The following is a 1,260-nucleotide window of genomic DNA, read 5'->3' as shown; positions in this document are numbered from 1 at the left end:
TAAGCAGCATCTCCGAGCTTGAGCGACTCAAGACCCTGCACAACGGAACCAAGCAGCAGCTGACCTTCTCGGACGCAGAGTTCGAACGCCGCCTGAGCGGACTGCGCAAGATCATGGCAGCCAAGGAGCTCGACGCCGTCATCCTGACCAGCTACCACGGCATCAAGTACTACTCCGACTTCCTTTACACCACCTTCGGGCGCAACTACGCACTGGTGGTCACCGCCGACAGCTCGACCACCATCACCGCGAACATCGACGCCGGCATGCCATGGCGCACCAGCTACGGCGACAACATCGTGTACACCGATTGGAAGCGGGATAACTTCTACTACGGGCTGCAGGAAGCGTTGAAGCGCAATGGAGTGAAGGCAAAGCGCATCGGTGTCGAGGACGATGCCCTGCCGCTGATGACCCGCCAGGCCATTGGTGCCACTTTCGAGGGTGCAACCCTGGTCGATGTCTCGCAGGAAGCCATGCGCCAGCGCATGATCAAGTCCGCCGAGGAAATCGAGGTCATCAAGCACGGTGCACGCATCGGCGACTTGGGCGGCGAAGCCATCAAGGCGGCCATCCGCGAAGGCATCACCGAGTACGAGGTTGCGTTGATCGGCACCGAAGCCATGGTGCACGAGATCGCCAAGACCTTCCCGCACCGCGAAGTGCGCGACACCTGGGTCTGGTTCCAGTCGGGCATCAACACCGACGGTGCCCACAACTGGGCCACCACCCGCAAGCTGCAGCGCGGGGATATCCTCTCGCTGAATTGCTTCCCGATGACCTCGGGCTACTACACCGCGCTGGAGCGCACCTTGTTCCTCGGTGAGCCGGACGAGCGCTCGCTGCAGGTGTGGAATGCGAACGTTGAGGTGCACAAGCGCGGTTTGGAACTGATCAAGCCCGGTGCAGTCTGCAAGGATATCGCCGCCGAGCTCAACGAGATCTTCATTGGCCACGGCCTGCTGCCCAACCGCACCTTCGGCTACGGCCACTCCTTCGGTGTGCTCTCGCACTATTACGGCCGTGAGGCGGGCCTGGAACTGCGTGAGGACATCGACACGGTGCTGGAGCCTGGCATGGTTGTCTCCATGGAACCGATGGTCACCGTTCTTGACGGTGAGCCCGGTGCCGGCGGGTACCGCGAGCACGACATCCTGGTCATCGGAGAGGACGGCGGCGTAGAGAACATCACGAAGTTTGGCTTCGGTCCGGAAAACAACATCATCGATGCCTAGCACCTAGCTGGCATGATGGGTTGGG

The 1,260-nt window shown here is 61.3% G+C and carries 1 protein-coding gene; it reads left to right on the top strand.

The window, feature by feature from the left end; translation table 11 throughout:
* On the top strand, window positions 1-1,235 hold a 1,235-nt coding region (locus ABEA12_RS15050), incomplete at its 5' end, for an aminopeptidase P family protein (protein WP_345468811.1).
* Window positions 1,236-1,260: the final 25 nt, after the last annotated feature.

Origin of the sequence: Paeniglutamicibacter antarcticus, from assembly GCF_039544305.1 — a bacterium.
In the GTDB taxonomy this organism is placed as follows: domain Bacteria; phylum Actinomycetota; class Actinomycetes; order Actinomycetales; family Micrococcaceae; genus Paeniglutamicibacter; species Paeniglutamicibacter antarcticus_C.
This window is presented reverse-complemented; position numbering and strand designations above follow the sequence as displayed.